The sequence below is a fragment of the Empedobacter sp. GD03797 genome, from assembly GCF_029842105.1.
GTDB lineage: Bacteria > Bacteroidota > Bacteroidia > Flavobacteriales > Weeksellaceae > Empedobacter > Empedobacter falsenii_C.
The window spans coordinates 159,429-166,970 of the sequence record NZ_JAOCFS010000005.1; the positions used below are offsets into that span (position 1 = coordinate 159,429).

Annotated in this window: 6 protein-coding genes and 1 riboswitch; of the genes, 1 reads left to right on the plus strand and 5 read right to left on the minus strand. The window is 31.6% G+C overall.

Going from position 1 to position 7,542, the window contains the following annotated elements; translation table 11 throughout:
* Positions 1–38: 38 nt before the first annotated feature.
* On the plus strand, positions 39–500 hold the full coding sequence (locus tag N5D90_RS06250) for an Lrp/AsnC family transcriptional regulator (RefSeq protein WP_038336827.1): 462 nt from the start codon (positions 39–41) through the stop codon (positions 498–500).
* 55 nt (positions 501–555) lie between these two features.
* Here the strand turns inward: N5D90_RS06250 and N5D90_RS06255 are convergent, their stop codons facing one another.
* The 5 genes from N5D90_RS06255 to N5D90_RS06275 form a co-directional block, all read right to left on the minus strand.
* Positions 556–2,109 (minus strand): DUF5074 domain-containing protein, encoded by a 1,554-nt coding sequence (locus tag N5D90_RS06255; RefSeq protein WP_280061933.1) that lies wholly within the window; start codon positions 2,107–2,109, stop codon positions 556–558.
* 80 nt (positions 2,110–2,189) lie between these two features.
* Complete coding sequence (locus N5D90_RS06260) at positions 2,190–3,329, minus strand: PKD-like domain-containing protein (RefSeq protein ID WP_280061934.1); 1,140 nt, start codon at positions 3,327–3,329, stop codon at positions 2,190–2,192.
* 9 nt (positions 3,330–3,338) lie between these two features.
* Complete coding sequence (locus tag N5D90_RS06265) at positions 3,339–4,475, minus strand: DUF5074 domain-containing protein (RefSeq protein ID WP_280061935.1); 1,137 nt, start codon at positions 4,473–4,475, stop codon at positions 3,339–3,341.
* Positions 4,472–6,469 carry a TonB-dependent receptor gene (locus N5D90_RS06270; protein ID WP_280061936.1) on the minus strand — a complete coding sequence of 666 codons (1,998 nt, stop codon included), beginning with the start codon at positions 6,467–6,469 and terminating at the stop codon, positions 4,472–4,474. The genes N5D90_RS06265 and N5D90_RS06270 overlap by 4 nt, the downstream gene beginning before the upstream one ends.
* 99 nt (positions 6,470–6,568) lie before the next feature.
* Positions 6,569–6,754: riboswitch (cobalamin riboswitch) on the minus strand.
* A 74-nt stretch (positions 6,755–6,828) separates the two neighbouring features.
* Entirely contained in the window at positions 6,829–7,272 is a 444-nt protein-coding gene (locus N5D90_RS06275) for a cytochrome c oxidase assembly factor Coa1 family protein (RefSeq protein WP_280061937.1), read from the minus strand.
* Between the last annotated feature and the right edge of the window lie 270 nt (positions 7,273–7,542).

Genomic DNA, 7,542 nt, shown 5'->3' on the forward strand with positions numbered 1-7,542 from the left:
CAACAATAAAATATCGTATTGAAAAGAATATTATTTGGATGGAAACATTAGATCAAACCGATTTAGAATTATTAAGAATTCTACAAAAAGATTCGAAATTGACAGTAAAAGCAATTGCAGCTTTAGTTAATTTATCTCCTTCACCCGTTTTTGAACGTATAAAAAGGTTAGAACAACAAGGTTATATCAAAAATTATAGAGCGGTTTTGGATGCCGAAAAACTAAACAAAGGCTTTATGGTTTTTTGCAGCATCAAGCTAAAACAACATGATCGTACGATTGGAAATAAACTTGTGGAAGATATTTTGTTGATTGATGAAGTGGTGGAATGTTATAATATTTCGGGCGAATATGATTTTATCTTAAAAGTACAAGTTTTGGATATGAAGCAATATCAAGATTTTGTTTTCAATAAATTGGGCGCTTTAGAAAGCATCGGGAGTACGCACAGCTCTTTTGTGATGGCCGAAATAAAAAATACGTACGGAATCAATATTTAATAAAAAACAAAAGGTTGAGCAATGCTCAACCTTTTTTCCACAAATAAATAACACACTACTTTTTGATTACTTTGAAAGTAGAATTGTTAACTTTTATGATGTAAACACCTTTTGGTAAAGAAGAAACATCTAATTGATTTTTCCCTTTTTGAAGTGTTTTCTCTGTCATTTTAGTTCCTGTAATAGCGAAAATTTCAGCTTTTGAAGCTTCATTTGTTTCGATAAACAATACATTGTTAACAGGATTTGGATAAACATTAATTGATGATTTATTCAGATCACTTGTTCCTAAAACAGCTGATGAAATTGTGATGTTTTGTGAAACAACTTTTCCATTCGAATTGAAAGAAATTTTGATTTTAGCTGTTCCATTTTTTAATGGATTAATGACTAATTCTTCCTTATCATTAATCGAAATTTCTGCTACATCATCATTTTCAATGATTTCTAAATCTTTTACAATTGCTGCTGATAAATTATCTAAATCAGAAACTTTATCTTTCAAATCAATTGTTGTTGCTGTATTGATATGATAAGTCGTCTCTAAATCATTGATAATTGGTGCTGCATTATCTGGAAAAACAGGCATTGAAGGAAACCAATAATACTCACTTAATTTCACAGATTTTTTAAGACTTCCGTTATCAGAAAATCTATGCACATAATTAATTTGCGAATTAGTTCCCCAACCTGAACCAATAGTAGTTAATACTAGTTCGTTTGTCAACGGATCAATCCTTAAACCTGCTCCATAATATGTTTCCTTTGGTGTCGTATCTTGACCAGGAATTTCTATAAAAGTTTCTTCAAATTTATTATTTGTTACATCGTATTTCACAACATTGATTCCTGATAGAAAATAAATACTATTATCTTGTGTTGAAGAACAAAAAGTACCAACATTCCAAGCAGAAGGAGTTGGAACTGTTTTCGTAGGAATAGCAATTTCTGTAGTTTCTAAAGTCGTAGGATTTATTTTGACTAATTTTTTAGATAAAGCTCCCCATACATTTCCATCTTTAGATTGCACAACTGAAATAAAACTTCCAGCAATCGTTTGTTTTATTTGATGTGTTTTTGGGTCGATAACTAAAATTCCTCCAGTACTTGAAACAGCAAAAACAAATTTAGATGTACGAATCATATTTCCTACTTGACCAACTTTAGAAGTTCCATCAATCAGAGAACCAATTTTTAAATTCTCAATATCAAAAAGATAAATTCCTTTTGCAGATCCTATATAACCTTTTTTACTATTAACCCCAAGAAAACTTCTACCATCAGCACCAATTGCTTCGAAGCTTGCCTTCTTCTGTAATGTTTTGGAATCTGCTACAACTAAACGATTTCCTTGTTTCGAAACAATGTAAAAATTATCGCCATATATTGTTCCATATTGAGAAGTTACACCAAATTCTTCACCAGGATTAACTGTTTTATAAACATTATAATCAACCGAATCGTTTGCATTAATAAAATTAATTGATCCATTTGCTTTACCAAACCAGTCTTCATTCACAATAAAAACGCCGTTTGTATATTCTTTTGTTTGTGCAAAACTTGTTTGAATTGCAGCTATTGTAAAAATCGAAAGTAAAAATTTCTTCATGTATTGTTTTTTAGAAATCCGAAACCATCATCCAAAAATGATAGCCTCGGATAAAAATATTTAGAATGTTATTTTAAAAATTATAAATGCAAATCATAAGCTCCTGCAACTTCTGTTGAGATTTCGCCTAACCAACCAGCTTCTTGATTTATCGCCGTGTAAACTTTGATAAAATCGATTCCCATTAACTTAACTGGATTACCATTTTTATCAACAGCCCAATCGATATCAATGTTTGAATCTTCGCTATTATTTGGTGCATTATCTACATAACCATAAGCCAATTGTTTACCAGTCCAAATACCATTTTTCTCTGTATAATTGCTTGCCAAAAGTGTACCTGAGAATTTTAACTGATTCTGCCCAAACCAAATTGGATAATATGGTTGTTTATGAAACGTATTTTTCGCTTTAAAACCAGATTTTCCTTGGTTATCTTCCCATTTTATATATTCAGGAGTCGCATTAGAATCTTCAACTGTTGGTTTGTGATATGTAATTGTATAATTTTTTATTGTAGTTGGATTCGTGTACTCACTTCCTGCGATTTCGTACCATTCGTCGTCATCTGGTTTTCCATTTTTATTTTTATCATATGCTACCATCACAATTCCAGGTTCAGAAGATCCAGCAAAACCATTTCCTAAAACTTTAAAATCACGTTTATCTTTCTGATTCAAAATTGTATGGTCAAAACCAAATACCACATAACCTCCGTAACCACCAAGTGTAATCATTGTAGATTTTTCTCCAACTAAAGCTTTTCCTGCTTTAGCTGTCATTTCTGTTTGTGTATCGCCATCAACATATGCAGGTAGTTTATTGGTAAACTGACCTACAGCTGGCAAATAATCAAAAACTTGAGAAATGTATTTACTGTAAGTAGATAATTCTTGTGTAACATTAACCTTTGTTTTTATTGTTTTAGAAGTTGCTCCTGAAGTAATTTCTAATGTTAAATCATAAGCACCAACTTTATCAGAAACAAAACCTAAGGTTTTCTGATTACCAATAATTTCATTACCAAGTTTCCATGTATATGTTGCATTTTCGAAACCAGAAACAGTTGGTTCAATTGAAACAATTTTTAAACGTGCTGCATCATAAGATGCTTGTAAAGTAGCATTATCAGGATTTGTCTCGATAATGTTTTCATCATCACTACAGCTTTGTATTAAAGCAAAACTTAGTGCGGTTAGTAAGATTTTAGAATATTTCATATGTAAATTTTATTTATAGACAAAAGCAAAATGAGCAGGAATATTTCCGGCAGCAGTTTTCCATTTAAAAGCACCATTTTTATCAAAACAATAGATGTAACCCATCGAAACATAATTTCCGACATCGGTTAAAAAAAGATCTTTGGTTTGAGGATTAATAGCAATTCCGTAAGGCGTTTCAATTTCATTAATAACAGGATCATTGACCAATGTTTTGTTAATAACTTGTTCTGTTTTGGTATCAATTACACCATAAGTTTTTGTGTATTCGAAAGTTGTGTAACTAAATTCGTTTGAATAATAATAGAGTTTGTTATCAACAATCGTAAAGTTAGAAACAGGAATATCAAATTTCTTTTTGATTTGATACGTTTTACTATCTAACACATATAAATTTGATGGAACGTTATAATAATCACCACGAGAAGTCACATATAAATCTCCATCTGCATCTTTTTTTAAACGATGAAGATTTACTTCAACATCAATTTTTTTAGTTTCTTTAAATGTTGATAAATCAATCACTGAAACTGTTTTATCATACTCAGGAACTCGATAACCTCCTGAGTTTGCTACATACAAATTGTTCCCAACAACTTCTAATTCTTCTGGCTGATAACCTACCGTCACTTGTCGCGTAACAGATAAATTAATCGTATCAATTTCGACCACTTTTCCTAAAGGTGCTTTCGGATCGATTGTAACAGGACCAGCATACGAAGATGCATACGCTTTACCATTTGCAAACGTGATGTAACGACCATTTTCTAAAGGAATTGTTCCCAAATGTTTGGCTGTTCTTGCATCCATTACTTCGATAAAGTTTGATACATTGATAACCGCATATAATTTATTTCCATAAATTTTTATATCATTCCCAACATCACCCAATTCCTTTACCATAGTAGGATTTACGGTTGCATATATGTTTCGATTATAAGTTCCTGTTGTAAAGTCCATATAATCTACCGTAGCCATATTGCTTCCCATATTTCCTTCGTTTAGCAAATAAAAACCAACGACATCTGTTTTTTCGGGATCAGTTACACCTTCTTCTTCTTTCTCAATCAAATAAGTATCTTGTTGACAAGCATAAAAAGTGATTGCTGTTAAAAAACAGACGAATAATTGTTTGAAATTTCTCATAAGTTTGCGCTTAGTATTAGTTTGAATTGTCTTCCTGGCATTGGATAATTTAAAACCACATCATATTGTTGATTCAAAATATTATTTAATTCAAAAGAAACTTTGAACAAATTTTGATTCAACCTAAATTCTTTATGTATTCCTAAATCATTTGTAAACCAAGGATTAAGACGATTTATTTTAATATTATCTTGATGAACATTGTAACGTTCGCCCACATAAATAAAACTGTAATTAAAATTCCACGTTTTATAAGAAGCAGCTAACACAAAAGAGCCACTATGTTTTGGTGTATATGGAATTTGATTTTTGTAGTAACTTTTCTTCGAATTCGAATAATCCAACGCTTGCAAAAAACCATAGTTAAGCATTGGTGAAACTTCTATTTCTCCTAGTTGGAATGTTGATCGAATTTTAACATCCAACCCTTTTATTCTAACTTCATCCAAATTCAACATCGTAAAACGAAACAGGCTTCCCGAAGGCGCAGCAACAATTTTATCAGTTACTTCATTGTAAAAAGCATCGGCTTGAATTGTAATATTTTTGAAAAAATTTGGAGTTGATTTAGAATATGTAAAACCAACATTATATTGCGTTGAATATTCTGGTCGAAGATTAGAATAACCAATATTTGTATAATACAAATCGTTGAACGTTGGCATTCTAAAAATACGTTTGTAAAATGCTCTGACATTAAAATCATGAGATTTGAATGGTTGATAATTGGCAATAATTGTTGGCGTCCATACATTTTTATCTGGAGCACTTGTGTTCATTTCTACTGATTCTTTTACAAAAGTTCCCAATAAACTTCCTTGCAAACTCAAACCTCCAAGACGATAAGTAGACGCGAACGCAACAAGATTTGTATGACGAGAAGGAAAAGAAAAATTCTTTAAATCTGCTCCCATATTATTAAACTGATAATCTGTTGCAACATTCACATCCCAATTATCTGTAATCGAATAAAGATTTGCCCAAGACACATAAAACTCGCGTTGTGTGTACTTATTTTCTGTTTTTACGGTCGAAACTGTATCTGTATAATGAGTGAAATCGTAAGCAAATTTTGCGTTTATCTTCGATTGAAAATTTCTGAATCGTTTCTCATATTTTCCTTGAACAAAATAATTTCGATCAACCAAAGTTTGTCCACGTCCATCAAATCGACCACGAACAATTGCAGCAGGAATTCCTCGATCCGAATCATACAAATATCCTTTTACATTCCAATTCGATTGATTTCCTTTTCCAATCAATCCTAATTCCAAACGTTTGGCACCAACTTGTCCATCTCTACGTTTCAAAACTGTATCGTATGCAGTTGTTCCATCCAAATTTTTGCGTTGATAACGGAATTTATATACACCATTAGTTTTAACATATTCAGCACTCAAAACAGCTGATAATCTGTCCGTAATTTTTTGTTCAATACGAATAGAAGGATTGATTAATTGAATCGAACCTAACTTATAACGAAGTGTAGCATTCGTTTTTTTATCACCAATAAAAACAGGTTTTTTGGTTTGAAGATAAATCGCAGAAGCAGAAGCATAATCTTTCGCTGATTGAAAAATATTACTTTTTTGACCATTATATAAAGAAATCACTTCCATATCGTCTAAAGAAAATTTCCCTAAATCGACAATTCCATTCTGTGCATTTCCCAATTGAATTCCATCATAAAAAACAGCAACATGTTGAGATCCCATCCCGCGAACATCAATCGTTTTTAAACCTCCAACTCCACCGTAATCTTTGATTTGTACACCTGCAAAAAAACGAACAGCATCTGCCACAGAATGGCTATTTAAAGCCTCTAGTTGCTCTCCCTTCAATTCCTGAACAGGAACAACGGCTTTTACATTATTCTTTAAGATATTTACTTGCTGAAGCTCTAAAATACTATCATGAATAATTTGCGCAGAGGCAATGCGGCATGAAAGCAAAATCAAGCTGCAACAAATAATTATAGTTTTTAGATTTCTCATTTAGCAATAATCAATTGTTGCTAACGAGAGTGTATGAAGAAGTATTGAAAGGACGAACCTATCCAAAATTTGAACTTCACGCTTTAGTCCCCGAAAGCATTCAACATTTATCATTTTAGTAGGTCTTCTGACTTACTCCCTTTTTAGAAATCCTTCCCATTCTACGAACAGTGGATATATGTATCTAAAAAAATATGGAGCTTACAGCAGCGGGTCTGTTCAGGATTTTCACCTGATTCCCTGTTACCGAACGGTTAAGTTCGCACCAAATGTTAATCAAAAGTAAAGTTATTATTTTGAATAAACAATTAAATCTTTATCAATAATGTAAAACAAAAAAAGCTAACTCATTCGTTAGCTTACTCTTTTACTTTATTTATTTCGATCACTTCTCCAGTTTCATCAACCTGAACCGCAATCTTTTCATAATTCCATTTATCAAATTCTTTCTCTCCAACAATAATTGCAGTTCCAGAACCTTTTGTACCTTTTATCGGAACAGAAATATTGGCTTCTCCAGTATTATTCGAAACAGAAATATTTCCACTAAACATTCCATCCGTTTTTATATCAGTCCCCAATTTTTGTTGAACTTCAGGATTTTGATTAATAATATTGATTGCATGTTTCGTCACATCACTATCCGAAGTTATCTTACTAAAACCCCAAAAAGCACCTCCAATTAGTAACGCAAAAAATAAAATGACAAACGACAAACAGCCAACAGGCACTAACCATTTCCAATTGCGTTTAAACCAACTTTCTTTTGGTAACAATTGATTATCATACTGATTTTCTTCCATAATGTTTAGGTTTTGAGTAAAGATAATAAATTTGGGCGTTCGCTTGTTAAATTTAAATTATAAACAAAAATAATACTGTTACTTGGAACGTAGTGAAGTGAAGAATCTTAAGTTATAAGACGTAAGATTTAAGGCTTACAAAATAAAATTCTAAACAAATAATCCTCTTGAGGGGATTATAGGGGTGTTTTTGAAGTATTACGTAATAAGTTTTATGTTTTATGTTATACGTAGAACGTAGCACTTAAAACCTATAACTTTATTGAACAC

What these genes read in the sequence shown, in the direction of transcription:
- N5D90_RS06265 (WP_280061935.1), bottom strand. Translation starts at nt 4,475, where the DNA reads ATGAGAAATTTCAAACAATTATTCGTCTGTTTTTTAACAGCAATCACT.
- N5D90_RS06255 (WP_280061933.1), bottom strand. Translation starts at nt 2,109, where the DNA reads ATGAAGAAATTTTTACTTTCGATTTTTACAATAGCTGCAATTCAAACA.
- N5D90_RS06275 (WP_280061937.1), bottom strand. Translation starts at nt 7,272, where the DNA reads ATGGAAGAAAATCAGTATGATAATCAATTGTTACCAAAAGAAAGTTGG.
- N5D90_RS06260 (WP_280061934.1), bottom strand. Translation starts at nt 3,329, where the DNA reads ATGAAATATTCTAAAATCTTACTAACCGCACTAAGTTTTGCTTTAATA.
- N5D90_RS06250 (WP_038336827.1), top strand. Translation starts at nt 39, where the DNA reads ATGGAAACATTAGATCAAACCGATTTAGAATTATTAAGAATTCTACAA.
- N5D90_RS06270 (WP_280061936.1), bottom strand. Translation starts at nt 6,469, where the DNA reads ATGAGAAATCTAAAAACTATAATTATTTGTTGCAGCTTGATTTTGCTT.